Raw genomic sequence first — 24967 nt, forward strand, 5'->3', positions numbered from 1 at the left:
CGGACTCGCCGCGCGGCGGCGTCATGGAGCCGATCCGGCGCCCCGTCCGGCGGTCCCGTGCGGTGGGCGCGTCCCTGCTCAGTCCTGCCTGACGCCTGTCCTGTCCGGCGTGATGACGTCGGCGGGAAGCGGCGGCGCATCGGTGATTTTCGGCGCCTTGCCTTCGGCCCGGTCACGATAGAGCGTGGCCTGGGTCAACATCAGCATGGTGACGGGCGTCGTCACCGTGACGAACAGGGCGATGAGGATTTCATGGACCACGGGGCGCGTTTCGCTGACGGAAAAGTACACCATGGACGCCAGCAGCACGCCGCCGATGCCCAGGGTGGCCCCCAGCGTTGGCGCGTGCACGCGCTCATAGAACGAGCGGAACCGCACCAGGCCGATGGCGCCGATCATGGTCAGCGCCGCGCCGGCCAGCACCAGAAACGCCGTGAGCAGGGCCGCCCAGTCGGGCAGGGTCTTGATGGCGATCATTCAATCGCCTCCCCGCGCATCAGGAATTTCGCCAGCGCCACGGTCGAAACAAAGCCGAGCAGCGCGATCACCAGCGCCGCCTCGAAATACAGCGTGCTGCCCGAAACGATGCCGAACACCAGCATCAGCCCCATGCCGTTCAGATAAAGCGAATCCATGGCCAGCACCCGATCTTGGGCGCGTGGACCGCGAAACATGCGCAGACAGGCGCAGACCATGGCGATGGCCAGCATGAATTGGGCCGCCATCAGCGACCAAGTCAGAATGGTCATGCTCATTCGAACACCTGTTGCAGCCATCTCTCGTAGCGCCGGGTGATGGCGCCGGCCAGCTCGTCCGCATCCTTCAGGTCCAGCACGTGCATCAGCAGCAGCCCGGTCTGCGGATTGAAGCTGATCCACGCCGTGCCCGGCGTGGCCGTGAGAATGCAGGCCAGCATGGCCAGTGACCATGGCGAGCGTATGCTCAACGGCACCAGGACGTGGCCCGCCTGCCGTTCGGGGCCGGAAAACAGGATCGCGCGCGTCACCTTGTAATTCGAGATGAAGATGTCAGGCAGCACATTGCCGAGCAGGCGCACGAGCGCCCATGGCCGGCGGATGCGCAGCGGCGGGGCGTCCAGCGTCGTCAGAAAACGCGGCGCCGTCAGCGCCAGCAGCAGGCCGAGAAAAATCTGTCCCGGCGAGAGGCTCTGGTTCAGCAGCAGCCAGACCGCCAGCACCAGGGCCGAGACGGCGGGCCATGGCAGCAGCCAGGCGAGGAAGCGGTTTGCGCGTCCCCTCATCGCGCGGCCTCCTTCTCCGGTGGGGTGGGGACTGGGGTCCGGGCCCCGGCCGGCAGGGCGGGCGCATGGGCGGCGGGCGCATGGGCGGCGGAGGCCTGAGGGGTGACCACGGGCTTCTTCAGCACGGCGTCCATGTACAGCTTGCGCTCGGCCAGCTGTTCGGTGGTGTGGCGGACAAAGCGCATGGCCGGGCCGGCCTGAATGGTCAGGCCCACGCACAGGGCCAGCAGCACCAGCACCGGCCCCAGTTCGATCATGCTGACGCGCGGCGCCTCACGCTCGAACGACGGCCAGAAGGTGCGGATGCCGGCGCGCATCATGGCGATCAGCGTGGCGAGGCCAGAGACGACCAGGGTCGCCACCAGCAGCCAGGCCGCCCAGGCCGAGCCTGGCGCCGGCCCGTTGCGCGCCTGGTCGAGCAGGGCGTCCAGCATGGCGAATTTGGCGATGAAGCCGGATAGCGGCGGCAGGCCTGACAGCAGCAGGGCGCAGCCCATGAAGGCGATGCCGAGGATCGCCAGAATGGCTGGCACGACGGCGCCGGCCTCGCGGCTGTCCTCACTGTCCTCGTCATAGACGATGCCATAGGCTTCCAGCGTCACCGCCAGCACGTCGTCGGCGCGGGCGCGCCCGCGCTCCGCCAGCTCGATCAGCATGAAGAACGCCGCGATCGCCAGCGTCGAACTGACCAGGTAGTACAGCGTCGCGCTGAAGACATTGGCGTTGCCGGCGCCCATCACCGCCAGGATGGTGCCAGATGACACCAGCACGCTGAAGCCGGCCAGCCGCGCCATGGCCTGGGAGGCCAGCATGCCCAGCATGCCGTAGATGATGGTGATGACGCCGCCGGTCAGCAGCAGGCCGCTGGCGGCGATCACATTGGTCTGGCCGTCTGGCGAGAACAGCAGGCCGAGACGCAGGATGGCGTAGACGCCGACCTTGGTCATGATGGCGAACATGGCCGCCACCGGCGGCCCCGCCGCAGCGTAGGTGGTGGGCAGCCAGAAGCCCAGCGGCCAGATCGCCGCCTTGACCAGGAAGGCCACGCCCAGCACCGCCGCGCCGACGCGGAACAGCGTGGCTCCATGCGCGTCGAGATCGCCGATGCGGCTGGCGATGTCCGCCATGTTGAGCGAGCCGGTCGCGCCATAAATCAGGCTGACGCCAATCAGGAACGCCGACGAGGCGACAAGGTTGACGGAGATGTAGTGCAGCCCGGCTTTCACCCTGGCGTGCCCGGAGCCATGCAGCGCCAGGCCGTACGAGGCGGCCAGCATGATCTCGAAGAACACGAACAGGTTGAACAGGTCGCCGGTCAGAAAGGCCCCGTTGAGGCCGACGAGCAGCACCTGGAACAGCGGGTGAAAGAAACTGCCGGCCTTGTGCCAGCGCGCCAGCGAGAACACCATGGCCGCCGTCGCCAGCAGCGCCGTCAGCGCCAGCATCATCGCCGACAGCCGGTCCAGCGCCAGCACGATGCCAAGACGCGAGGGCCAGTTGCCGATCTGGTAGACCTGCACGGCGCTCTGGGCGCCGCCGGCCGAGGCCTGCGCCAGCAGCACGATGGCGATGAAGAGCAGGGCGAAGGTGGAGAACACGCCAAGCGCCGCCGTGATCCTGCCGCTGCGGCCGTCGATGACCAGCATCAGCCCGGCGACGACCATGGGCAGCAGGATGGGCGCCAGTATCAGGTGCTGGGTCCAGCTCAAAGGCCGTCCTCCCGGCCGTCCACGTGGTCGCTGCCGGTGAGCCCGCGCGAGGCGATGGTCACCACCAGCAGCAACGCCGTCATGGCGAAGCTGATGACGATGGCCGTGAGCACGAGCGCCTGCGGCGTCGGATCAGCCAGGGCGCTGGCGCCGGCGCCCCCGGTGAAGGTGGGCGCGCCGACTTTCAGGCGTCCCATCGAAAAGATGAACAGGTTCACCGCGTAGGAGATCAGCGACAGGCCGACGATCACCTGGAATGTGCGCGGACGCAGCACCAGCCAGACGCCGGATCCCGTGAGCACGCCGATGGCGATGGCGATGACGGGCTCCATCAGACGTCTCCCCTGCTGCGCGCCGCAGCCTTTTCACGAACGGACGCCTTTTCCATGGTGCGATAGACGCGGATCGACTGGTGGGCGATGGCGATCAGCATCAGCACCGTTGCGCCGAACACCAGCGCGAACACGCCAAGATCGAACGACAGGGCGCTGGCCATGGGCGTCTTGCCGAACAGCGGCAACTCCACATAGCGGAAGGCGGTGGTTAGGAACGGCCGGCCAAACAGCAGCGCGCCGAGGCCGGTGGCGGCGGCGAGCAGGATGCCGGCGCCGATCCAGCGAACCGGCAGCACCACCAGCCGGTCCTCCACCCAGCGGGCGCCGCCGGCGATGTATTGCAGGATGAAGGCGATGGCGAAGGTCAGCCCGCCGATGAAGCCGCCCCCGGGCAGGTCGTGGCCGCGCATGAACAGGAAAGCCGCCATGGCGCAGATCACCGGGAACAGCAGCCGGATGATCACGCCCTGCACCAGCATGTAATGGGCGTTGATCGGGTCCTTGCCCGGGGCATAGCGTGTGCTGTCGTATTCGGTCTGGAAGCGCTTCTGGTCGGGCGCGGCGAAACTGTCCCGCGCCGGCCGGAAGCGGCGCAGCAGGGCGAACACGGTGATCGCCACAGCGCCGAGCACGGTGATCTCGCCGAGGGTGTCGAAGCCGCGGAAATCCACGAGAATAACGTTGACCACGTTGTGGCCGCCGCCTTCCGGGTGCGCCCGCCGGATCATCTCGTCGCCGATGGTGGCGGTCTGCTCCGACGTCAGCACGGCGAACGCCAGCGCCGCCACGCCGCATCCCGCCGCGATGGCGATGAACAGGTCGCGCAGCCGGCGCAGGCGGGCCGATGTCAGCTGGTCGTCGGGAATCAGCTCGTCGCGCCGCGGCATCCAGCGCAGGCCCAGCAGGATCAGCACCACGGTGACGATCTCGACCAGCAGCTGCGTCAGCGCCAGGTCCGGCGCCGAATACCAGACGAAGGTGATGCTGGTGGCGAGGCCGGAGCCGCCCATCAGGATCAGCGCCACCAGGCGGTGATATTTGGCCTGCCACGCCGCGCCCACGGCGCAGGCGACGCCCACCGCCCACACCAGCAGCAAGGCCGGGTCGAACATGCCGACCATCGGCGCCGACGAGGTCAGCCAGCGCGGCGACAGCCAGGTGTTGCCGAGCCAGACGCCGACGCTGGCCAGGGCGGCGGCGGGTGAGAAGCCCGCGCCGGCGAGCAGCGGCCAGCACCCGGCCAGCACCATGATGACGACCAGGGCGCGCAACTGTGATTGCAGGCGGTTGGTGCCCAGCAGCTCCTCCAGCACGCGGGCCCAGCGCCACGACAGCATGGCGATGGCGCGCTCGAACAATCGCTTGCCGCTGAGCCGGCGCAGCAGGGGCGGCCCCTCCACCGCGCCGGAGAGATAGTCCTTGAGGCCAAGGTAGGTGAGCGTGCCGCCGCCGAGCGCCACCACGCTCATCAGCAGGGCCGGCGTCAGGCCGTGCCAGACCGCCAGGCTGTATTCCGGCGTCAGGGCGCCGAGCACGCCGAACACCGCCGCGCTCAGGAAGCCGCTGATCGTCCAGGTGGGCAGCACGCCGACCAGCAGGCACATCAGCGCCAGCAGGGCCGCCGGCGCCAGCATCCAGATCGCCGGATCGTGCGGCTTGCGCGGCAGATCCGTCGCCTCCGGGCCGAAGAACACCTGGTCGATCAGTCGCAGCGAGTAGGCGACCGAGAACATGCCGGCGAGCGTGGCGAGGTAGGGCAGGGTGTGGTCGAAGGCGGAATCGACATGGCTCTCGATGGTTTCCGCGAAGAACATTTCCTTCGACAGGAAGCCGTTGAGCAGCGGCACGCCGGCCATGGCCGCCGCCGCTGCCATGGCGAGGGTGGCGGTGATGGGCATGGCCCGGTACAGGCCGCCGAGCTGGCGGATGTCGCGGGTGCCGGCCTCGTGGTCGATGATGCCGGCGGCCATGAACAGCGACGCCTTGAACGTGGCGTGGTTGATCATGTGGAAGATCGCCGCCACCGCCGCCAGCGGACTGCCAAGTCCGAGCAGCAGCACGATCAGCCCCAGGTGGCTGATGGTGGAGTAGGCCAGGAGGCCCTTCAGGTCCTGCTGGAACATGGCGAGGAAAGCGCCGATCAGCAACGTCGCCGCGCCAACCGGCGTGAAAACCCAGAACCAGTAGTCGCTGGCCGCCATCACCGGCCACATGCGCGCCAGCAGGAACACGCCGGCCTTCACCATGGTGGCCGAGTGCAGATAGGCCGAGACCGGCGTCGGCGCCGTCATGGCGCGCGGCAACCAGAAATGGAACGGGAACTGGGCGCTCTTGGTGAGGGCGCCGAAGGCCACCAGCGCCAGGGCCGCCGGGTACATCGCATGATCGACAATGGTCCGGCCCGAGGACAGCACCACGTCCAGTTCGTAGCTGCCAACGATATGGCCGATGATCAGCATGCCGGCGAACAGGCTGAGGCCGCCGGCCGCCGTCACCGTCAGCGCCATGCGCGCGCCGTCGCGCGCCGCGTCCTTGTGATGCCAGTAGGCGATCAGCAGGAAGGAGAACAGGCTGGTCAGTTCCCAGAAAAACACCAGCTGGATCAGGTTCCCGGAGATGACGACGCCCAGCATCGCCCCCATGAATCCCAGCAGGAACGCAAAGAAACGCGGCGCTGAATCATCCGGCGACATGTAATAGCGGGCATAGAGCACCACGAGCGCGCCAATGCCCGAGACGATCATCGCGAAGGCCCAGGCGAAGCCGTCAAGCCGGATGGAAAAATTCAGCCCGTATTCCGGCAGCCAGGCGTACTGCGCCCGCAACACCGTGCCCGCGTAAATCTCGGGCGCCGCCCAAAGACCCAGGCCAAACACCGCCAGCGCCGTCAGACCCGCCAGCCAGGCCACCAGATTGCGCGCCCCCGCCGGCATGAGCGCCGTCGCGGCCGAACTGGCGAAAGGCAAAAAGAGCATGAGCGTCAGGGGCAGCTTGGCGTCGGGCATCTGCGATGGAAAAACCTTTCAGAACAGCGGATCCGCCATCAAAACCAGTCATATCGGTCGAGCTTGCCCCTGTTCGCCCATTATGGTTGATTTGGCGGGCGAAATGCAATCGGGTTCAACGAACTGGACAGGCGTGGCGGCAGGAAAAACGGGCAGGAAAAACGCCTGCCGGAACACCGGTTCCAGCATGGCGCCGTAAAGGCAACCCCGTCCATGCGCGATCCTTCAGAAACATCGCGCATGAATCAGGCCCGGGCGGCGCTTGAGTTTTTCGGGACGCGGATGCGCCGCATCCGGTGCGTTCCGGCGTGAAACGCGATGGTTGATGCACGCGATGGTTGATGCACATGGGGGCATTTCTGAAACCTGTCCGCAGCATGAGTCCGGGGCAATGCCGCGCCGCGCGCGGCCTGCTTGACTGGACCCAATGCCAGCTGGCGGCGGAAGCCGGTGTGTCGCGCAGCACAGTGCGCGATTTCGAAAGCTGCCGGCATGGCCTGCAAAAAGCCAGCGAAAGCCAGATCGTCGGCGCCTTCGAGAAGGCGGGCGTGCGCTTTATCGCCGCCGGCCGCGCGGGACCGGGGGTGCGCCTGGAGCGCGACGCCTTCGCGCGCAGCCAGCAGGCGGGGCCGCCGAAACGCTGACCTGGAGCATGTCGGGGAGTGAGCGGCGTCTCGCGGGGAGTAACGTTCCTGCCCCCAATCCGGCGTCCCGTCTGGCCCGGGCAACCGTCCGGGGCGTCAGTCCGCCAGCGTCAGTCCCATCTGCCAGAAATCGGCCTCCAGCCGGGTGGCGTCGCGAAAGATCCGCGACAGCTGGGCGAGGCGCTCCGGCGTCATCCCGGCGAGGCGGGCGTTGAGCCAGTCGCGCTCCGCCTGCGCCGCCTGCTGGAATTCGGCGTCGGCGTACATGTCGATCCAGCGCATGTAGGGGTTGCCGTCGCGCTTCAGGAACTGCTGCGCCAGCAGCCAGCTGGCTACATCGGCGTAGCCGACGACGCAGGGCGCCAGCGCCACGTGCAGATCGAGCAGGTCGCCGCTGGCGCCGGCGTCGAGCACATAGCGCGTATAGGCCATGGTCGCGCGTGATTCCTGCAATGCGGCCAGGTCGTCCTCGCTGACGCCCCATTCCGCGCACCAGGAAATGTGCAGCCCCATCTCCAGGTCGACGATGGCCTTCAGGATATCGAGGCCCTGGCGCAGCTCGCCCATGCTGCGCGCCTTGTAGACCGCCAGCCCCCAGGCGCGGGCGAAATGCACGAGGAACAGGTAATCCTGCTTCAGGTAATGACGGAAGCTCGCCTCGGGCAGGGAGCCGTCGCCCATGCCGCGCACGAACGGATGCTCGATGTAGGCGCGCCAGTCGCTGGCGCAGGCGTCGACGAGCCGGTCGAAGGGCAGGGCGTTGGACAGCATGGCGCTCACGTTCCTCTCCTGGCGGCTTCCATCGCCGGCATGTGGAGGACCGGCGGCAAGGCGGGCATGCAAGGGGCGGGCGCTTGCGCCAGCCCTGGGGCTCCGGGATGCTCTTCCCGCAGGCGCGCGTTCAGGGCGCGCCGGAAAACAGGTCAGAAGGCCAGATCCCGGTCGCCGGCGGCGTCTTTCACGCGGCTGGGCAGGCCGATGCGGTTGAGCAGGTTGATGAACGGCTCCGCCGGCAGCTCTTCCACATTGACCATGGTCTTCGCGTCCCATTCGCCCGTGGCGATGAGCAGGGCGGCCGCGGCGGCGGGGACGCCGGCGGTGTAGGAAATGCCCTGGCTGCCGACCTCCTCAAACGCTTCCTTGTGATCGGAGATCTGGTAGATCAGCGCCTCGGCGTCCTTGCCGTCCTTCCTGCCCTTCGCCAGCACGCCGATGCAGGTCTTGCCGGTGTAGTCCTTCGCCAGCGACGAGGGATCAGGCAGCACGGCCTTCACCACCTTCAGCGGCGCCACCTCGACGCCCTCGGCGGTGCGCACCGGCTGCTCGGAGAGCAGGCCGAGGTTCTTCAGGACGGTGAAGACGTTGATGTAGTGGTCGCCAAAGCCCATCCAGAACCGGATGTTCGGCACGTCGAGGTTCTTCGACAACGAATGAATCTCGTCGTGGCCGGTCATGTAGGTGGTGCTGGCGCCCACCACCGGCAGGTCCCATTCCTTGCGGATCTCGAACATCTGGTTCGATGTCCACTGCCGGTTCTGCCACGACCACACCTGGCCGGTGAACTCGCGGAAGTTGATCTCCGGGTCGAAGTTGGTGGCGAACCATTTGCCATGGCTGCCGGCGTTGACGTCGATGATGTCGAGGGAGTCCGTCTCGTCCATCCAGTCGCGCACCAGCAAAGCGGCGTAGGCATTGACCACGCCCGGGTCGAAGCCGGCGCCGAGAATGGCGGTGACGCCGGCGGCGGCGCAGGCCTCGCGACGCTTCCACTCGTAATTGCCGTACCACGGCGGGTTTTCGCAGATTTTCAGCGGGTCTTCGTGGATCGCCGTGTCGATGTAGGCGGCGCCCGTCTCGATGCAGGCCTGCAACACCGACATGTTGACGAAGGCCGAGCCCAGATTGATGACGATCTGCGCGCCGGTGCGCGCGATCAGCGCCTTCGTCGCCTCAACGTCGAGAGCATCAAGCGCGTGCGCCTCAAGGACGCCATCGACCTTCATGCTCTTTTTCTCGTGAATCGACGCGATGATGTCGCGGCACTTGCTGACAGTACGCGACGCGATGTGAATGTCGCCAAGCACATCGTTATTCTGCGCGCATTTGTGGGCAGTGACCTGGGCGACGCCGCCGGCGCCGATGACAAGGACGTTTTTCTTCATTTCACGCGAAAACCCCGTGTTCAGTGAATCTGCAAGGTGGACAGGCGCTCAGGACAGCGCCGCCGCGAAATCGTCGTAGCCGAAGGTGCGGACGAGGCGCACCTCGCCATCCAGTTCGCGGATGGCGATCGACGGCATTTTCACGCCGTTGAACCAGTTCTTCTTCACCATCGTGTAGCCGGCTGCATCCTGGAACGAGATGCGGTCGCCAATCGCCAGTTCCTTCTCAAACCGGAACTCGCCAAAAATGTCGCCGGCCAGGCATGACTTGCCGCACACCATGTAAGGATGCGGGCCGGCGTCCGGCGCCACCTTCGCATGCTGGCGGTAGATCAGCAGGTCGAGCATGTGCGCCTCCACCGAGGCGTCGACGATGGCCAGCTGCTTGCCGTTGTCCAGAATGTCCAGCACGCTGACTTCAAGCGTCGTCGAGCGGGTGATCGCCGCTTCTCCGGGCTCCAGATAGACCTGCACGCCATAATCCTGGGCGAACTTTTTCAGGCGGGCGCAGAAGGCGTCGAGCCGGTAGCCATCGCCGGTGAAGTGAATGCCGCCGCCAAGGCTGACCCATTTCACCTGGGCCAGCAGGTCGCCAAAGCGTTCCTCGATCTGGCCGAGCATGGCGTCGAACAGGTCGAAGTCGCTGTTTTCGCAGTTGTTGTGGATCATGAAGCCGTCGATGCGATCCATGAACGGCCGCACCCTGTCGGCGTCCCACTCACCGAGGCGGCTGAACGGGCGGGCCGGATCGGCCAGATCAAAGCTGGACGACGACACGCCAGGGTTCAGGCGCAGGCCGCGCTGGATGCCCTGGGCGCGACCGGCGAAGCGCGTGAACTGGCCGAGCGAGTTGAAGATGATCTTGTCCGCATGGGACACGACCTCGTCGATCTCATGATCGGCGTAAGCGACGGAGTAGGCGTGGGTTTCGCCGCCGAACTTCTCGCGACCGAGCCGCACCTCATAGAGGGACGAGGAGGTCGTGCCGTCGAGATACCGGTTCATCAGGTCGAACACCGACCAGGTGGCGAAGCACTTCAGCGCCAGCAGCAGTTTCGCGCCGGATTGCTCGCGCACGCGCCGGATGATCTCCATGTTGCGCAGTAACGCGGTCTTGTCGATCAGGTAATACGGCGTCTGAATGGTCACGTGTCGGTCCTGCCCTTGCCCGCTGCCGCCGGAGAGGCCCGGCGCGCGATACCCGTATCGGAGAAAACGCCGTCTGGCGGCTCGCGAAACAGCCTGCCGGATGGCGCCCTGAACTGGCGCGACCAGCATGGCGCCCCGATATGTCGTCAAAATCACAGTAAATGGTGGGCCGCCGCCAGGCTAACCTGTCAAACTTGGCTAGCCTGTCGAATCTGGCCGATCCGTCAGCTCCGTCCGGTCTGGCTGGCGAGACGGCTGGCGATCCACGCCGCCGCGCCCGCATAGGCGCGTTCACGCATGGATGGCGCCGGTCTGGAGCCGGAAGAGCGGTTGCATGCGTGCATGCGCGTCGCGGCGCATGCGCTGCGCATTCGCGAGCCTCGCGTCGGCGTACCCGATTGCGCCTCATGAAACAGGGCGCGCGTGCGGCGCGTCATGGCGCCGGAACCGATCGTGTCTTCCGTTTGGGAGGCTCTCAGCAGAACTGCGCCCATCCCCAATTGGAAGAGGCCGTCGTATGACATGGCGTCCTCCCCAACCAGCAGATGCAAGCCGCATAGTGCGGATGGGGGTCCCTTAACGGGCCCGGCGCCAAAACTCAAGCCGGAGCCGCCAGGGAATTGCATCGCTGGCCGGCGCGCCATGTCCGCCGGGCGACGGAGATGTGGCCGTTTTCACCACCTGCAAGGCCCCGGCCGGCGCAAGGCGCGCACCTGCGGACATGTTTTGCGCCGCCATCGCCCGGGCGACAAGGCGGCGCCTCATGGGGCTTGCCGGTCCCCGTCGCTTGCGTCGCCGGCTGGCGCGGCGCACAAGCGCGGATGCGGGCATCCCGCCCGCAGCGCTGGTAACCGTCATGACTGTCCGCTCTCCCGTCCGCTGGCCCGATCCCCGTCTCGCTGAAGCATCCCGGCCCGTCGCGGCGTTCGACGCGGCGTTGCGGGCGCTGGCGGATGAACTGCTGGCGATGATGCGCGCGGCCCCAGGCGTTGGCGCGACGGCGGCGCACATGGGTGTTCCCCTGCGGCTGTTCGCCATCGAGCTGCCAGGCGACGCCGGCCCACGCTTTTATGTGAACGCCGAAATCATTGAGGCGTCGGCGCAGATGCAAAGCCATACGGAGGGCAGCATCTCCATGCCCGGCGCCCACGGCGAGGTGACGCGCCCGGCCCGGGTGCGCGTGCGCTGGCAGGATCTCGACGGCGCCCTGCACGAGGAGGCGGCAGATGGCTTTCGCGCCGCCTGCCTGCAACACGAAATTGACCAGATGGACGGGATTTTCTGGCTGCAGCGCCTGTCCAGACTGAAGCGCGACCGGATTATCGCCCGCTGGCGCATGCAGATGAAACCGGCGTGAAATATAACATATAATATAATTGTAGCCGCAGGCTGGTCACCTCATTCCGGCCAACATGGAAAGCTGTTTTGCCGGAGTGATCTTCGCAGGCGGCGTTTGCGGAGAAATCGCCTGAAAAAGCTGGCGGAGCGCTAACCGCCGCTGCCCCGGGCTTCGCGCCGTTGGCGATTTGCGCGTTTTGTGCGCAAAATTATCCCGAAATCGCTGGAAAATTGTTCAGCTCGCCTTTATGCATCTGCGAGTCGATGGCCTGTGGGCGCCTGGCGCCAGCCATCCTCACCCCCGCGGCGCCAGAAAGACCGGCGCCGGCCGCGTCGGCGGACAGCTCCCAGGATGGGGTTCAGGCGATCAGGTGATGTTTGCGCAGGCAGGCGTCGGCCATGGCCGTTTCCGGTCCCCTCCATGCTTCTTCCGCCCCCCGGCCAGCGCCCGGCAAAGGTTTCAGGAAGAACATCATGGAAAAGTCCCAGCTTGAGCAGGCCCTCACCCGTCTTGATGACGCGGCCCGGTATCTTGATCTCGACGCGGACGTCCTTGAGAAGCTGAAGTACCCGCGCGAAACCACGAAAATGCGCCTGATGGTGCGCATGGACGACGGCTCCCGCAAATCCTTCATGGCCTGGCGCTGCCGTTATGACGACACGCGCGGTCCCACCAAGGGCGGCATCCGCTTCCATCCGCAGGCCAGCATGGACGAGGTGGAGACGCTGGCGTTCTGGATGACCTTCAAGTGCGCCGTCATGAACCTGCCGTATGGCGGCGGCAAGGGCGCCGTGCAGGTCGATCCGCATCTGCTGTCGAAGGCCGAGCTTGAGCGCCTGTCGCGCGCCTACATGCAGGCCTTCGCCAATATCGTTGGCCCTGACCGCGACATTCCGGCGCCGGACGTCTACACCAACGCCATGATCATGGGCTGGATGGCTGACGAATACGCCTCGATCGTCGGCCGCAATTCGCCGGCCGTGATCACCGGCAAGCCGATCTCCCTTGGCGGTTCGCTCGGGCGTGACGACGCCACCGCGCGCGGCGGATTCTATCTGGTGCGCCACCTGGAGAAGGAACTGGGCGTCGCCCCGGGCTCCACGGTCGCCATCCAGGGATTCGGCAACGCCGGCACCCACATGGCCCGCCTGATGGCGGATGTCGGCTACAAGGTCGTCGCCGTCTCCGACTCGCGCGCCACCCTGTATTGCCCCGATGGCCTCGACGTCGAGGCGGTGCTGGAGGCCAAGGCCGCCAACCGGCTGACCTCGCTCGCCGGCTCCAACGGCATCGAGGCGCTGCCGCCGGACTACATCGTCAGCGTGCCCTGCGACGTCCTGGTGCCGGCCGCCATGGAAGATCTCATCAACGAGAGCAACGCCGATGAGGTGAAGGCCCGCGTCGTGGTCGAGCTGGCCAACGGCCCGATCACCCCCGAGGCTGACGCCATCCTGTTCAAAAAGAACATCGTCGTTCTGCCGGACATCCTGGCCAACGCCGGCGGCGTCACCGTCTCCTATTACGAGTGGGTGCAGAACCGGCAGGGCTTCTACTGGACCGTTGGGGAGATCCACCAGCGCCTGAAGAGCAATATGGAAGTCGAGGGCCGGGCGATCTGGAACCTGGCCAGGGACAAGAACATCAGCGTGCGCAGCGCCGCTTATGTGCACGCCCTTGGCCGCCTCGCCGAAGCCATCGAGGCGCACGGCACCCAGCAGTACTTCGCGTCCTGACGCCCGAATGCGCGATGAGCTCCGCTCATCGCGCATTGAACCGGCGCACTGAACCAGCGCATTGATCAGGCCGGAGCTTTCGCCATGCGCCGCGCGGCCCTGAACAGCATTTCGCCAGCCAGGCGGAGTCCGGTTCAGGGCCGCGCCTTTTTTATGGTGGTGCTGTTGGCGGCGGCGGCCTTGACGGGCGTGACAGCACATAGCCGGCGCCCGTCAGCATCAGCGCGGCGACGGCCGTGGCCAGTGGCCAGCCAGGCCCGGTCGTGAACCAGAAGAACCCGTAACCAACCGTCATGCCGCCACAGGCAAGGCGCTTGGCGCGCGGGGGAATCACCTGATGCCGGCGCCAGTCGCGCAGCAGCGGGCCAAAACGGCGGTGATGGAGCAACCAGGCTTCCAGGCGCGGCGAGGACCGGGCGAAACAGGCGGCGGCCAGAATCAGGAACGGCGTCGTCGGCAGCACCGGCAACACAGCCCCGACAAGGCCGATGGCGACGAAGCTGACGCCGAGGGTGGCCCACAAAAAGCGCTTCAGGCTCCAGCGTTCCAGTCCGGATCTCCGCTGTCATGGCGGCCATTTGCACGGCCATATTGTGCGGCGGCGTGTTTTCCTGGCGACAAACGGGCATCGCCTGACGCAACGGGCGTCCGCCTTGCTGGAAAGACGCTCTAAAGGTTTCCCGTTGCCCGCGCAAACTGTCGGCATGCGATAAAAAAGCGGGAGCCGCGGTGGCTCCCGCCTTCCGTCATATCAGAAGCGGGCCGGATTATCCGGCGCGAACCCTGGCCGGGGCCGGCATGTGGCGCGTCGCCACCCGGACGAGCACGGCGGTGGCCAGCACCAGCGCCGCCGCCATGCCAAGCACGGCGTAGAACGAGTTGTCGAAGGCCAGTCGCGCCTCGCTCAGCAGCGTCGCCGCCATGTCCGGCGACATCTGTCCGGCGGCGCGCAGGGCGCCGTCGATGCTGTCGCGGGCCGCAGCCGGCGCGCCGGCGACCGCGCCCATGGCGCTGGAGTACAGGCCGGAGAGCGCGCCGCCGATGGCGGCGACGCCGATGGCGCCGCCCAGCTCGTAAGACACCTCCTCGACGGACGCGGCCATGCCGCTGTGGTCTGCCGGCGCGTTGCCCATGATTGCCGCAGAAGCGGCCGTCATGGCGCCGCCAAGGCCGCCGCTCGCCGCCGCCAGCAACAGGGCGTGGGTGAGCTGGCCCTGGGCGGGCGCGACGATGAACAGCGTCAGCGCCGCGCCAGCGACAGCCATGCCGGTCCACATCACGCGCGGCGCGCCGACGCGGCCAACCAGCATGCCGGCCAGGGGGCCGGCGGCGAGCGCGCCAAGCGGCAGCGGCAGGATCGACAGGGCCGCCTCCAGCGGCGACAGGCCGAGAACCAGCTGCAGGCGCTGGCTGTAGACCAGCTCAACGCCAATCATGGCGACCGAGGTCAGCAGCGCCACCAGCATGCCCATGGCGATGGCCGGTTTGCGGAACATGCGGAAGTCGATCATCGGCACGGCCATGCCCTGCTGGCGTCGCACGAACAGGGTGAGCGTCGCGCCGCTGATGGCGAAGCCGCCGAGGACCACCGGAAGCGACCGCGCGCCGGAGCCGATCTCCTTGATGGCGACGGCCAGGGCGATGACGCCGGCCATGGCCAGGGCCGAACCGATCAGGTCGATCCGGCGCGCCGGGTTGGGGCGCGACGGGGCGATCAGCCAGGCGCCGCCGGCCAGCGCCAGCATGACGATCGGCGCGTTGATAAGGAACACCGAGCCCCACCAGAACCATGACAGCAGCGCCCCGCCGACCACCGGGCCAAGGGCGGCGCCGCCGGAGGCGATCGAGGCCCAGACGCCGATGGCCATGGCGCGTTCGCGCTCGTCCGTGAAGGCGATGCGGATGATCGACAGGGTCGTGGGCATCATCACGGCCGCGCCCACGGCCAGCGCGGCGCGGGCGGCGATCAGCGAGCCGGCGTCCGGCGCGAAGGCGGCGAAGATGGAGGCGACGCCGAAAATGGCGAGACCCGCCAGCAGCATCGGCTTGTGGCCGTAGCGGTCGCTCAGGGCGCCGGCGGTCGGCAGCAGGCCGGCGACGACAAGCGCATAAGCGTTGACGATCCAGAGCTTTTGCGACGCGGTGGCGTTCAGGTCATGGGTAAGGGTGGGAAGGGCCGTATAGAGCACTGTCATGTCGATGACGACAAGCAGTAGCGCGCTGGATGCGATCGCAAGGACGATCCAGCGATTGGGGGTATACATGGGTCACCATTGTGTCCGGGGCTTCTCTCACAGCCACCGGAGGTTGCGAAAAGTACGCTTACTTTATAAATCCATACGTATGGATTGAAAAGGGGGCAGTTTTGCTCCGGCCAGCGGCGAGCCGCTCATCGGAGAAATTCCCCTTTTCAGTCATGCCGTTGCATGACGGGGCCGCGGCCGCTGGGCCGGAAATGTCTGGACCAGGGACGCCAGAAAAACGCTCTGGCATCCGGGTCCGGCGGCCGCATATCCAGAGCGTTCTCCCCGGCGTGAAGCGCGGATCGCCCCGCGCCGGGAAAACGCGGTGAACCAGAAGGACAGGGCGAAAGCCGGTTCGGTATGAACGGGTCGCTCCATGAGAGAGGTGCGCGCGCGCCATGGGACGCAGGCAGACCATCGACAGGAACGCGGTTCTGGACGCCGCGGAAGCTGTGATACGCGAGAAAGGTATCAACAGTTTGACAATCGAAGCCGTTGCCCGCGCTGGCGGAATCAGCAAGGGCGGCGTCCAGTACTGCTTCGGCTCGCGCGACGCCATGATCCGCGCCATGATCGACCGCTGGGAGGCGGAGTTTGACGGCGAGGTCGCCGCCATGCCGGAAAACGACGGCACCATCGCTGGCCAGGTGCGGGCGCATGTGGCGGCGACGGCGCAGTCCGGCCTGGCCTCCGCTGACCGCGCCGCGGTGATGCTCGCCGCGCTGTCCATGAGCGCCGGCCAGCGCGCCGAGGCCCGCACCTGGTACACCGCCCGTTTGCGGGAGATCGCGGCCTCCGGCGCCGACGCGGGGGCGCTGCGCCTTGCGTTCCTGGCGACGGAAGGCGTGTTCCTGCTGCGCAGTTTCGGCCTCGTTGACATGGACGACGCCGAATGGGACGCCATATTCAGGGACATCGCCGCCACGGCGGCCGGCGGGGGGGAAACAGGAGCCTGAGCCCACGGAAGTCTCTGCCGAAGCCTTTCCGGTTTTCCTCTGGCAGTTTTCTTCTGGCGGTTTCCTGGGCGATGGAGGCGACAACATGGACCTGTTTGATCTGGCCGGCGCCGCTTCCGGCCCCGCGCGGGAGGACATGGGGCCAGGCGCCGTGCTGCTGCGCGGCCGCGCCCTTGCCAGCGAGCGCGAGCTGCTGGCCGGCATCGCCGCCGTCGCGGCTGAAGCGCCGTTCCGCCACATGCGCACCCCCGGCGGCTTCGAGATGTCCGTGGCCATGACCAGTTGCGGCGAGGCCGGCTGGGTCACCGACCGGCGCGGCTACCGCTACGAGCGCTGCGATCCGGCCAGCGGCGCGCCGTGGCCGCCCATGCCAGAGGTGTTTGCCGCGCTCGCCCAGGCCAGCGCCGCGGAAGCCGGCTTTCCGGATTTCGCGCCCGACGCCTGTCTCATCAACCGCTACGCGCCCGGGGCGCGCATGTCGCTGCATCAGGACAAGGACGAGCAGGATTTCTCCCGGCCCATCGTTTCCGTGTCGCTGGGGCTGCCCTGCACGTTCCAGTTCGGCGGCGCCGCCCGCAGCGACCCGGTAAGGAAATACGAATTGCGTCACGGCGACGTGGTGGTCTGGGGCGGGCCGTCACGGCTGTATTACCACGGCGTGCTGCGGCTGAAGGACGGCGAGCACCCGCTGACCGGCGGGCTGCGCTACAATCTGACCTTTCGCGGCGCCCTGTGATGCGCCCGCCGGGAGCGGATGCTGGCCACGCGGCTCCGTACGCTTCCCCGCTCAGCCTGGACTGGTCGCATCCTGGCCGAAGGCGCTCGCCGGCAGCTCCAGCACGACCCTGACGCCGTCCGGCTCCACCGAACGGCGGATGGCGCCGCGCAGGTTGCCCTCCACGATCATGCCGAGAAGCCGTGAGCCAAAGCCATTGCGCGCGCTGTCGGCCTGCGCCGTAGGGGGAGCGCCGGTTTCCTTCCACGTGATCCGCAAGATCTCGCCGATGCGTTCGGAGGTCACGGTGACCGCGCCGTCCGTCGTGCTGAACGCGCCATATTTCGTCGCGTTGGTCGCCAGTTCGTGAAAGATCAGCGCCAGCCAGGTGATCGCCCTGGCGGGCGCTGTCGCGTCGTCGCCGCTGACGGAGGCGCGGTTCCGGCCCGAGGCGTAGGGCTCGAGCAACGCCCTGATCAGCCACAACAGCGAGCTTGAGCCGGACCCCGGACTGGCCGCGCCATCGCGCACCAGTCCGTGGGCGTGGTGCAGGGCGCTGAGGCGGCTGCGCAGCTGCCCGGTAAACGACTGGAGGGTATGGTCCTCTCGGGCGGTGATGCTGATAAGCCCCTGAACCAGTGCGAACAGATTGCGGATCCGGTGCTCCAGCTCATGGGAGACCGTTTCCTTCTCGGCTTCCAGCAGGCGCGCTTCGTGAATGTCGGTGAGGGTGCCGATCCAGCTGGTGATGGCGCCCGCCTGATCGCGGATGGGCAGCACCACGGCCCTGGCCCAGCGATACGCGCCGGCCCCGTTCCGGTGGCGGGCGACGCTGCGGCAGGGTTCGCCGCTGGCAAGGGCCTGGCGCCAGCTCGCCAGCAGCTCCGCCTGGTCGTCCGGGTGAACGCAGGTCAGCCAGTCCGCCACCGTTTCCGCTGTTTCCGGCTGGCCGCTGAATTCATACCAGCGCCGGTTCAGATAGGTCGTGCGCCCGTCCGTGTTGCAGCTGAACACGATGTGCGGCAGCGCCTCGGTGTAGGTGCGGAAGCGCTGTTCGCTCTCGGCCAGCGCCGCGGCGGTTTCGATCTGGCTGGTGACGTCGACAACCACGCCGGTGAACGCCGCCGCGCCTTCGCCATCCGGCAGGCGCCCCGCGCGGCCGGACGCCGCAATCCAGCGCACGCCGTCGGGGCCGACAACGCGGTGCTGGCACATGTAGACGCCGCTGGTTCGCGCCCGCTCGAGCGCCGCCCGCACCTGCGGCAGGTCATCCGGATAGACGCCAGCGAGGAACAGCTCCGTCGCCGCGCCGCCACGCGCGATGTCTGGCGGCACATTGAGCAATCTGGCCACCCGGTCATCCGCATGCATGGTGTCGGTGGCGAAATCAATGGTCCAGGCGCCGACGATGCCGCTGGCGTCGAGCGCGTGATCGAGCTTGTCGCGCGCCAGCCGCAGGTCCTGGTAGCTCTGCACCCGCCCGGTGGTTTCGTTGCCGATGACCAGCGCGCCATGGATGACGCCATGCGCGTCAACCACTGGGGTGTATTCCAGGTCGAACCAGCCGGTTTCCCAGGCGCCATTGCGGAACAGGCGGAACGGCAGGTCGCGAAACACCGCCGATTTTCCTTCGAACACCCTGTCCAGCAACGGAAGGTAGAAGTCGTCGACGCCGTCGAACACCTTGACGATCGGCTGGCCCAGCACGTCGTCATAGGCCTCGCCGATCAGCGCCCGCACCGCGTCATTGTAAATGAACGCGCCGGCGCGGCCGATCAGCAGGCCCATGGGGGTGGCGGACCGCAACATGATCCGGCAAAGGCTCTGGATGTCCGGCGGCCAGGAGCCCGGCGGGCCAGCGGGCGATCGCGACCAGTCGCGCGCATGAATGCGTTCGGCCATCGATCCGGGCGTGTCTTTTACATCTTCCATCGCATCTCTGTTCAGGAAGGAACGAGCCGCCGTGCCTTCTGGTTGAAGTTCCATGCTGTCTGCACGCAAGTCAACAGCGCAACCAACGCTTCGCTCCGCAAGGAACACGCCGGTCAGGCGCGGGCGGGGCGGGCGTTATCGCGGCCGGCGAGGTCGTCGAGAATCGGACATTCCGGGCGGTTGTCGCCATGGCAGTTGCGCACCAGGTGGCGCAACGCATCGCGCAGTTCCGCCAGTTCGGTGAGCTTGCGCTCGATTTCCGCCAGCTTGCTTTTGGCGATGGCGCGGACGTCGGCGCTTTCCCGGCTGCGGTCACCATATAATGACAGCAGCTGCCGGCATTCCTCCACGGAAAAGCCAAGGCTGCGCGAACGCTGGAGAAAGCGCAGGCGGTGGACGTCGCTGGCGGAATAGTCGCGATAGCCATTGCCGGCCCGGTCCGGCGTCAGCAGGCCAATGTCCTCGTAGTAACGAATGGTCTTGGCGGGAAGGCCGGACTGTTGCGATGCGGCGCCAATGTTCATGATGGCCTCCTGCGATCATGCGGCCCGGCGGCCAGGGGCGCCGGAGCCGCTCCCGATATAAGGTTCCCGGAACTGGAAGTTCAAGCCTGGCGACGCGGACGCCGCCAAGCGTGCTCCACTCACTGTTGCGTCATACGTTTACGCGCTTCGCTGGCCGCGGACGCCCCGGCGCCTTCGCGGTCTGGCGTCACGGGTTGAACTTGCGCAGCCGCAGGGCGTTGCCCAGCACGAACACGCTGGAGAGCGCCATGGCGCCGGCGCCCAGCATCGGCGACAGCAGCAGGCCGGTCGCCGGATACAGCACGCCCGCCGCCACGGGGATCAGCGCCGCGTTGTAGCCGAAGGCCCAGAACAGGTTCTGGCGGATATTGCGCATCGTCGCCCGCGACAGGGCGATGGCGTTGGTGACGCCGTTGAGGTCGCCGGACATCAGCGCCACGTCAGCGCTTTCGATGGCGACGTCCGAGCCCGTGCCAATGGCGACGCCCACGTCGGCCTCGGCCAGCGCTGGCGCGTCATTGATGCCGTCGCCGACGAAGGCCACCGCGCCATGGGCCTCCCGCAGGCGGTTGAGCGCCGCCACCTTGCCGTCCGGCAGCACCTCCGCCACCACGTCGTCGATGCCCAGTTGCGCGGCGATGGCCTCCGCCGTGCGCCGGTTGTCGCCGGTGATCATCGCCACCTTCAGGCCAAGGGCGTGCATCGCCTGGATGGCGCGCGGCGTGGTGGGCCGCACCGGGTCGGCGACGGCGATGATCGCCGCCAGCCGGCCATCGACGGCGGCATAGAGCGGCGTCTTCGCTTCGGCGCCGAGGCGGGCCGCGTCTGCTTCCAGCGCCGTGACGGCGACGCCCAGTTGCGCCATGTAGCGCGCCGCGCCGATGGCGACGTCGCGGCCGCTGACGCGCGCCTTCACGCCCATGCCCACGTCGGTGGAGAAGTCGCTGGCGTCGGCCAGCGTCAGCCCCTGTTCGCGCGCCGCCGTCACGATCGCGGTCGCCACCGGATGCTCGGACTGGGCTTCCACCGCCGCGACCAGCGCCAGAACCTCAGCGCGGTCAAAGCCGGGCGCGACGTCGAGGTCGGTCAGGGCCGGCTTGCCCACGGTCAGCGTGCCGGTCTTGTCGAGGGCGATGACCTTTGCGTCGCCCAGCGATTGCAGCGCCTCGCCGTTGCGGAACAGCACGCCAAGCTCCGCGGCGCGGCCCGTGCCCACCATGATTGACGTCGGCGTGGCGAGGCCCATGGCGCACGGGCAGGCGATGATCAGCACCGCCACCGCATTGACCAGGGCGAAGCTCAACGCCGGTTGGGGGCCGAAGACCAGCCAGACGCCAAACGTGATGGCGGCGACGGCCATCACCGCCGGCACGAACCACATGGTGATGCGGTCGACCAGGCCCTGGATCGGCAGCTTGGCGCCCTGCGCCGTCTCCACCATGCGGATGATCTGCGCCAGCACCGTGTCGGCGCCGACCCGCTCGGCCCGGTACGTGAAGGCGCCGGCCTGGTTGATGGTCCCGCCGATTACCTCCGAACCTTCGCTCTTGGCCACGGGAACCGGCTCGCCGGAGATCATCGACTCGTCCACATGCGAGGCGCCGGAGAGCACCACGCCATCCACCGCGATGCGGTCGCCAGGTCGCGCCTGCAACACGTCGCCCGCCGCCACCGCCTCCAGCGGGGTTTCGACGAAAACGCCGTCGCGCTGCACGTGGGCGACCAGCGGCTGCAGGTTCATCAGATGGCGGATGGCGTCGCTGGTCCGCCCCCTGGCCCGCGCCTCCAGGAAGCGTCCGAGCAGGATCAGCGTGACGATGACCGCCGCCGCTTCGAAATACACGTGGGCTGAGCCCTCCGGCAGCGCCTGCGGCAGGAAGGTTGCGACGCTTGAGTAGCCCCATGCCGCCGCCGCGCCGATCGCCACCAGCGAGTTCATGTCCGGCGCGAGGCGCAGCAGGGCGGGGACGCCCTTGCTGAAGAAACGCAGGCCCGGCCCAAACAGCGTCAGCGTCGTCAGCACGAAGCTGATGATATGCAGATTTTGCTGCCCGAAACTGCCCGCCAGCCAGTGGTGCAGGGCAGGGATGGCGTGGCCGCCCATCTCGATCAGGAACACCGGGACGGTGAGCGCGGCGGCGATGATCAGGTCGCGCCGCAAATGCGCCATGTCCGCCGCCCGCGCCGCATCGCGGTCGGCGCTGTCGGCGGCCCTGTCGGCGGTGACCGCGCGCGGTTCATAGCCGGCTTTGCGGATTGCTTCCGCGAGGGCTGTCTGGTCCACCGCGCCGGCGCGCGCCTGCACGGTTGCGCGTCCGGTCGCCAGGTTGACGGCGGCCGAGACGACGCCCGGCGTGGCGCTCAGGGCCTTTTCAACGCGCCCGACGCACGAGGCGCAGGTCATGCCGTCGATGTCGATCTGGAGGGTTTCAGCGGGCACGTCGTACCCCGCCCGCTGGATGGCGGCGATCACCGGGGCGGGGTCAGCGTCCGGCGACAGGGCGACATCGGCGCTCTCCGTCGCCAGGTTGACCGATGCGTCAATAACCCCCGGCGCCGCCCTGATGGCGCTTTCGACCCGGCGCACGCAGGAGGCGCAGGTCATTCCCGTCACGGGAAAGCGCCGCTGGAAAGCGTCGGCTTCGGTAATGGCGTTCATCGCCTGGCCTCCTCTGGCCTGTCGGGAGACATCCTCCGCCTGGACAACGCCAATGGGCGGAAAAATGCCTCAATTCATCACACGCGGGCAAACCCGCCGGTTGGCAGCCAGCGCCCGCCCGGCCGGGGCGCGCCTGGGGCCGAACCGGCCCGTCGCGGCTGGCCCGCGCCACTGAACCGTCGCGGCTGGCCAGGGAGAAGCTTCCCCCTCTGCGCCAGGCGCGCCGTCCCGTTGAAATGGTGGTGTAAGGCTTCCTGCAACTGGAAGGTCAACAGGTCGCCGGCGGACTTTTTCCCACCTGCCGGCAAAAGGGGGCTGACAGCGGTTCCGGCGGCGGGCCTGGCGACGCCGGTCACGAAAAATCATGCTTGACCTTCCATCTGCTGGAAGGCGTTGAGTGGCATGAGCCAATCCGGTTTCAGGAGATGACCATGCTGGTTCTTCACATTCCCGACATGACCTGCGGCCACTGCGCCGCCACGGTCACCAAAGCGGTGCAGTCGGTCGCCGCCGGCGCGCAGGTCGCGGTCGATCTGCCGGCCCATACCGCCCGCGTCACCGGCGCCGCCGACGCGGCGGCTGTCCTGCGCGCCCTCGCCGATGCGGGCTATCCGGCCGTGGCGCAAGCCGGCGACAGGCCGTAAGGCCAGCGCCCGCGCCGCGCCAACAGCCGTTCATCCCTGCCACGGGCCGATCAGTTCGACCAGCGCGTCGGCGGCGCGGCTGCGGTAGCGTTCCTTGTGGCGCAGGCCGTAAAACAGCCGCGCGCCGAAATTGCTTGGCGCCGCGTGCAGCGCGCCGGCCGCCAGCGACGGGCCGACCACGAGCGATGACAGCGCCGTTACCCCGGCGCCGGCCTCGACCGCGGTGCGCACGCTTTCGTTGGAGGGCAGCACCAGGGCCACGTCCAGCTCCGCCGGATCGACGCCCTGGCCGCGCAACGCCTCTTCCAGCGCCGCCCGCGTGCCGGAGCCGCGCTCGCGCATCACCCAGCGCGCCGCGCGCAACCACGCGGCGTTGGGCGCCTGCGCGAATGGCGTCGCCGCCACCAGTTGCAGCTGGTCGGCGCCGATCGGGAACACCGCCAGCGCCGGATCATCCACCGGCCCCTCCACCACGCCGAAGTCCGCGTCGCCGTCATGAACGCGACTTGCCGCCTGGTCGGAATTGCCAATGTCCAGGCTGATGGCGATGCGCGGATATGCGGCGCGGTAGCGGGCGAGAATCGCCGGCAGCCAGTAGGCGGCGGTGGTCTGGCTGGCGACCAGCCGCAGGCTGCCCCGCGTCAGCGCCCGCAATTCGTCGAGCGCCTGCTCCGCCGCCGCCGCCCGCGCCAGCACGGCCCGCGCCTCGGGCAGGAAGATGCGCCCCGCGTCGGTGAGTTCGACGCCACGCCCCACCCGGTTGAACAGCCGCACGTCGTGCCGCTCCTCGAGCGCCGCGATCGCCGCCGACGCCGCTGACTGCGAGACATGCAGGGCCCGCGCGGCGGCGGTGACGTGCTCGCGCTCGGCGACGGCGACGAAAATGCGCAACTGTTCAAGGGTCATGGAACCGCTTCGCCAATTGATCCGGTTAACTGATTATAACGACAAGAACGATGCGTTGGAATGATTGGTTCGCCGCGTCCAGGATGCGCCGCGAAAGGACATTCCATGACCGCCGTCACCAGCCGCCAGTTCTGTGGTTTCGCCAGATTGGCTTTCGCCCGCGGGCGGGCGCTCGCGCCGGGCGTCGCCCTGTGCGTGCTGGTGGGCTCCATCGCCCTGGCGCTGGAGGCGGGCGAGCGGACGCTGTTCGGCAAGGCGTGGCTGGAGCCGATGGTGCTGGCGATTCTCACTGGCGCCGCCGTGCGCAGCTTCTGGAGCCCGGGGCCGGAGTGGGAGCCGGGCGTCGCCTGGAGCGCCCGTTTCCTGCTTGAGCTGGGCGTGGCGCTGCTCGGCGTTTCGGTCAGCACCGCGACCTTGCTGTCGGCGGGGCCAGGGATGATCGCCGGCGTCGCCGCCGTGGTGGCGCTGGCCATCGTGATCAGCTTCGGTATTTGCCGTTTGCTGCGGCTGCCGACCCGCATGGCGCTGCTGATCGCCTGTGGCAATTCGATTTGCGGCAATTCCGCCATCGCCGCCGTCGCCCCGGTCATCGACGCGGACAGCAATGACGTGGCCGCCTCCATCGCTTTCACGGCGGTGCTGGGCGTGCTGGTGGTGCTGGGTCTGCCGCTGCTCGGCCTGTGGCTGGGCATGGGCGCCGTCGGCTATGGCGCGCTCACCGGTCTCACCGTCTACGCCGTGCCGCAGGTGCTGGCCGCCGCCGCGCCGTTTGGAACCACGGCGATGCACATGGGGGCGCTGGTCAAGCTGGTGCGCGTGCTGATGCTGGGGCCTGTCTGCCTGCTGCTGTCGCTGCTGGCTCCCAGGCTGGCGCCGCAGCCGGCGACCAGGGAGCGGGGGGCCGGGCGCCGTCAGCCTGGCGCGTTGCATGCGCTGCCCTGGTTCATCGCCGCTTTCATGATGTAAACACCGGAATAAAAAGAGGCCATTCACCGGTTTAAAAGTAGGCCAGTCGGGTCAATTATAAAGCCTCATGACGAGGCGGTTTGTG

22 protein-coding genes are annotated in these 24967 nt (G+C 67.8%); 7 read left to right on the top strand and 15 right to left on the bottom strand.

The features are described 5' to 3' along the window. Positions 1-78 precede the first annotated feature (78 nt). The 6 genes from mnhG to EV666_RS14285 are packed head-to-tail and all read right to left on the bottom strand — an operon-like array spanning position 79 to position 6310. Positions 79-477: a monovalent cation/H(+) antiporter subunit G gene (mnhG, locus tag EV666_RS14260; RefSeq protein WP_132009371.1), complete on the bottom strand. Its 399-nt coding sequence runs from the start codon at positions 475-477 to the stop codon at positions 79-81. Further along, complete coding sequence (locus EV666_RS14265) at positions 474-755, bottom strand: K+/H+ antiporter subunit F (protein ID WP_132009374.1); 282 nt, start codon at positions 753-755, stop codon at positions 474-476. Before EV666_RS14265 ends, mnhG begins: the two co-directional genes overlap by 4 nt. Then, positions 752-1261 carry a Na+/H+ antiporter subunit E gene (locus tag EV666_RS14270; RefSeq protein WP_132009377.1) on the bottom strand — a complete coding sequence of 170 codons (510 nt, stop codon included), beginning with the start codon at positions 1259-1261 and terminating at the stop codon, positions 752-754. The genes EV666_RS14265 and EV666_RS14270 overlap by 4 nt, the downstream gene beginning before the upstream one ends. Further along, the gene (locus EV666_RS14275; RefSeq protein ID WP_132009380.1) at positions 1258-2970 is read right to left on the bottom strand and encodes a monovalent cation/H+ antiporter subunit D; all 1713 of its coding nucleotides are present in this window, start codon (positions 2968-2970) and stop codon (positions 1258-1260) included. Before EV666_RS14275 ends, EV666_RS14270 begins: the two co-directional genes overlap by 4 nt. Then, positions 2967-3302 (bottom strand): Na+/H+ antiporter subunit C, encoded by a 336-nt coding sequence (locus tag EV666_RS14280; RefSeq protein WP_132009383.1) that lies wholly within the window; start codon positions 3300-3302, stop codon positions 2967-2969. The genes EV666_RS14275 and EV666_RS14280 overlap by 4 nt, the downstream gene beginning before the upstream one ends. Continuing rightward, the gene (locus tag EV666_RS14285; RefSeq protein ID WP_132009386.1) at positions 3302-6310 is read right to left on the bottom strand and encodes a monovalent cation/H+ antiporter subunit A; all 3009 of its coding nucleotides are present in this window, start codon (positions 6308-6310) and stop codon (positions 3302-3304) included. Before EV666_RS14285 ends, EV666_RS14280 begins: the two co-directional genes overlap by 1 nt. Before the next feature lie 377 nt (positions 6311-6687). Here EV666_RS14285 and EV666_RS14290 point away from each other — a divergent pair, with 377 nt between their 5' ends. After that, positions 6688-6954, top strand: coding sequence for a helix-turn-helix transcriptional regulator (locus EV666_RS14290; protein ID WP_207906421.1), 267 nt, complete (start codon positions 6688-6690; stop codon positions 6952-6954). Positions 6955-7050: 96 nt separating this feature from the next. Here the strand turns inward: EV666_RS14290 and tenA are convergent, their stop codons facing one another. The 3 genes from tenA to nspC all read right to left on the bottom strand — a co-directional run bounded on the left by tenA (position 7051) and on the right by nspC (position 10265). Further along, positions 7051-7725 carry a thiaminase II gene (gene tenA, locus EV666_RS14295; RefSeq protein ID WP_132009473.1) on the bottom strand — a complete coding sequence of 225 codons (675 nt, stop codon included), beginning with the start codon at positions 7723-7725 and terminating at the stop codon, positions 7051-7053. Positions 7726-7877: 152 nt separating this feature from the next. Continuing rightward, entirely contained in the window at positions 7878-9116 is a 1239-nt protein-coding gene (locus EV666_RS14300) for a saccharopine dehydrogenase family protein (RefSeq protein WP_132009392.1), read from the bottom strand. A 48-nt stretch (positions 9117-9164) separates the two neighbouring features. Continuing rightward, entirely contained in the window at positions 9165-10265 is a 1101-nt protein-coding gene (gene nspC, locus EV666_RS14305; RefSeq protein WP_280990844.1) for a carboxynorspermidine decarboxylase, read from the bottom strand. Between the two features lie 856 nt (positions 10266-11121). Here nspC and EV666_RS14310 point away from each other — a divergent pair. Together EV666_RS14310 and EV666_RS14315 are read left to right on the top strand one after the other, a co-directional pair. Then, positions 11122-11622 (top strand): peptide deformylase, encoded by a 501-nt coding sequence (locus EV666_RS14310; RefSeq protein WP_132009395.1) that lies wholly within the window; start codon positions 11122-11124, stop codon positions 11620-11622. Between the two features lie 452 nt (positions 11623-12074). Beyond that, the gene (locus EV666_RS14315) at positions 12075-13337 is read left to right on the top strand and encodes a Glu/Leu/Phe/Val family dehydrogenase (RefSeq protein ID WP_376886233.1); all 1263 of its coding nucleotides are present in this window, start codon (positions 12075-12077) and stop codon (positions 13335-13337) included. Positions 13338-13488: 151 nt separating this feature from the next. Here the strand turns inward: EV666_RS14315 and EV666_RS14320 are convergent, their stop codons facing one another. Next, positions 13489-13872 (bottom strand): YbaN family protein, encoded by a 384-nt coding sequence (locus tag EV666_RS14320; protein WP_132009402.1) that lies wholly within the window; start codon positions 13870-13872, stop codon positions 13489-13491. Between the two features lie 232 nt (positions 13873-14104). Further along, positions 14105-15601, bottom strand: coding sequence for an MFS transporter (locus EV666_RS14325; protein ID WP_132009405.1), 1497 nt, complete (start codon positions 15599-15601; stop codon positions 14105-14107). 377 nt (positions 15602-15978) lie between these two features. On the opposite strand from EV666_RS14325, the gene EV666_RS14330 reads away from it, so the two are divergent. Together EV666_RS14330 and alkB are read left to right on the top strand one after the other, a co-directional pair. Next, a complete protein-coding gene (locus EV666_RS14330) occupies positions 15979-16536 on the top strand; it encodes a TetR/AcrR family transcriptional regulator (RefSeq protein WP_132009408.1) in 558 nt (185 codons plus the stop codon). An 85-nt stretch (positions 16537-16621) separates the two neighbouring features. Further along, positions 16622-17272 carry a DNA oxidative demethylase AlkB gene (alkB, locus tag EV666_RS14335; protein ID WP_132009411.1) on the top strand — a complete coding sequence of 217 codons (651 nt, stop codon included), beginning with the start codon at positions 16622-16624 and terminating at the stop codon, positions 17270-17272. A 51-nt stretch (positions 17273-17323) separates the two neighbouring features. Here alkB and EV666_RS14340 read toward each other — a convergent pair whose 3' ends face one another. The 3 genes from EV666_RS14340 to EV666_RS14350 form a co-directional block, all read right to left on the bottom strand. Then, on the bottom strand, positions 17324-19237 hold the full coding sequence (locus tag EV666_RS14340) for a PAS domain-containing sensor histidine kinase (protein ID WP_132009414.1): 1914 nt from the start codon (positions 19235-19237) through the stop codon (positions 17324-17326). Between the two features lie 59 nt (positions 19238-19296). Beyond that, complete coding sequence (gene cueR / locus EV666_RS14345; RefSeq protein WP_132009417.1) at positions 19297-19707, bottom strand: Cu(I)-responsive transcriptional regulator; 411 nt, start codon at positions 19705-19707, stop codon at positions 19297-19299. A gap of 187 nt (positions 19708-19894) precedes the next feature. After that, positions 19895-22366, bottom strand: coding sequence for a heavy metal translocating P-type ATPase (locus tag EV666_RS14350; protein ID WP_132009420.1), 2472 nt, complete (start codon positions 22364-22366; stop codon positions 19895-19897). Between the two features lie 431 nt (positions 22367-22797). On the opposite strand from EV666_RS14350, the gene EV666_RS14355 reads away from it, so the two are divergent. Further along, complete coding sequence (locus tag EV666_RS14355; RefSeq protein ID WP_132009423.1) at positions 22798-23010, top strand: heavy-metal-associated domain-containing protein; 213 nt, start codon at positions 22798-22800, stop codon at positions 23008-23010. Between the two features lie 30 nt (positions 23011-23040). Here EV666_RS14355 and EV666_RS14360 read toward each other — a convergent pair whose 3' ends face one another. Beyond that, positions 23041-23916, bottom strand: coding sequence for a LysR family transcriptional regulator (locus EV666_RS14360; RefSeq protein ID WP_132009426.1), 876 nt, complete (start codon positions 23914-23916; stop codon positions 23041-23043). A 105-nt stretch (positions 23917-24021) separates the two neighbouring features. Between EV666_RS14360 and EV666_RS14365 the strand changes: the two genes are divergently transcribed. After that, on the top strand, positions 24022-24882 hold the full coding sequence (locus tag EV666_RS14365; protein ID WP_132009429.1) for a YeiH family protein: 861 nt from the start codon (positions 24022-24024) through the stop codon (positions 24880-24882). Positions 24883-24967 lie beyond the last annotated feature (85 nt).

Origin of the sequence: Camelimonas lactis (assembly GCF_004342915.1) — a bacterium.
Classification (GTDB): Bacteria; Pseudomonadota; Alphaproteobacteria; order Rhizobiales; family Beijerinckiaceae; genus Camelimonas; species Camelimonas lactis.